Below are 1,688 nucleotides of genomic sequence, written 5' to 3' on the forward strand. Positions count from 1 at the left end.
CCCTCGTGGAAAGCCTTTGGGCTGTAAAATAGAGAGGAGTGGGTATACGTGTCAAAGCTATGGGGTGGACGATTTACGAAGCAAACCGACCAATTGGTTGAAGAATATACAGCATCAATTACGTTTGATAAGGAGCTAGCCGAGGAAGATATTCAAGGCAGCTTGGCCCACGTGACGATGCTTGGAAAATGTGGAATACTTCCAGCGGATGATGTCGAAAAGATTAAGGACGGCCTCTACGCGGTTCAAGGCATGATTCGCCGTGGCGAGCTGGAATTCACAATTCAGAATGAAGATATTCATATGAATATCGAAAAAACGCTGATCGATTTGATCGGTCCAGTAGGCGGCAAGCTGCATACAGGTCGCAGCCGTAACGATCAGGTGGCAACGGACATGCATCTGTACCTGCGCAAACGGGTAGTCGAGTTCGTTGGGCACCTCATCAAGCTGCAGGAAGCTCTTCTTGATCAAGCGAAGAAAAACATCGATACGATTATCCCGGGGTATACGCATCTTCAACGTGCGCAGCCGATTCTGTTCGCGCATCACATGATGGCTTATGTCAGCATGTTTCAGCGCGATCTGGAGCGCTTGCAGGACAGCTACAAGCGCGTAGACATCCTGCCGCTAGGTGCTGGGGCGTTGGCTGGCACGACGTTCCCGATCGACCGCCATTTCGTGGCGGAGCAGCTCGGGTTCGGACGCGTGTATGAGAACTCCCTGGATGCGGTCAGCGACCGCGATTTCATCCTGGAGTTCCTCTCTAACGCGTCCATGATCATGATGCACCTTTCTCGCTTCAGCGAGGAAATGGTGCTCTGGTCTTCCACCGAGTTCGCGTTCGTGGAACTCGATGATGCTTTCTGCACCGGCAGCTCGATCATGCCGCAGAAGAAAAACCCGGACGTGGCGGAGCTCGTCCGCGGCAAAACAGGCCGCGTCTACGGCAACTTGTTCGGTCTGATGACCGTGCTGAAGTCGCTGCCGCTGGCGTACAACAAGGACATGCAGGAAGATAAAGAAGGCATGTTCGATACGGTTCGTACGCTGCAAGGCGCGCTTCAACTATTCGCTCCAATGGTCGCTACMATGAAAGTGAACACGGATCGTATGAGACAAGCTGTAAACCAAGACTTCTCGAATGCAACGGATATTGCAGATTACCTTGTTAACAAGGGACTGCCATTCCGTCAAGCGCACGAAGTCATCGGTAAAACGGTGCTGTACTGCATTCAGAACAAAAAATATTTACTCGACATGAGCATTGACGAGTTCAAAACGTTCTCATCTTTGTTCGAGTCCGATATTTATGCTGTACTGCAGCCTGAGCAAGTCGTTAATGCGCGTAATGTATACGGCGGGACAGCAAGCAATCAAGTGTTGGAAGCTATTGCCCGTGCTGAACAGGTGTTGGCGCAGTCCAATGAATGGTTGCAAACGTATTTAGAGAAGAGCAAATAAGTTTCCTTATATAAAAAAGCCTTCAACGTCATCCGATTGGATGGAGTTGAAGGCTTTCTGCCGTTTATCTGCTGTTTATCTACCGGTGACCGAGATATACCCCGTGTCGACGCGTATTTTCACTTTTTTGCTGCCGTCTCCCAGAGTGCCTTTGGCTGTGTGATGGTCTTCACGATCTACGGTGAGTCCAGGCACTTCTAGATTAACGCTGCCCGTATCGGCGC

General features: G+C 50.6%; 1 protein-coding gene. It reads left to right on the top strand.

Going from position 1 to position 1,688, the window contains the following annotated elements:
* Positions 1-48 precede the first annotated feature (48 nt).
* Entirely contained in the window at positions 49-1,464 is a 1,416-nt protein-coding gene (gene argH, locus AC1DUA_RS36530) for an argininosuccinate lyase (protein ID WP_477504390.1), read from the top strand.
* Positions 1,465-1,688: the final 224 nt, after the last annotated feature.

The sequence above is a fragment of the Paenibacillus sp. 01T422 genome, from assembly GCF_056398785.1.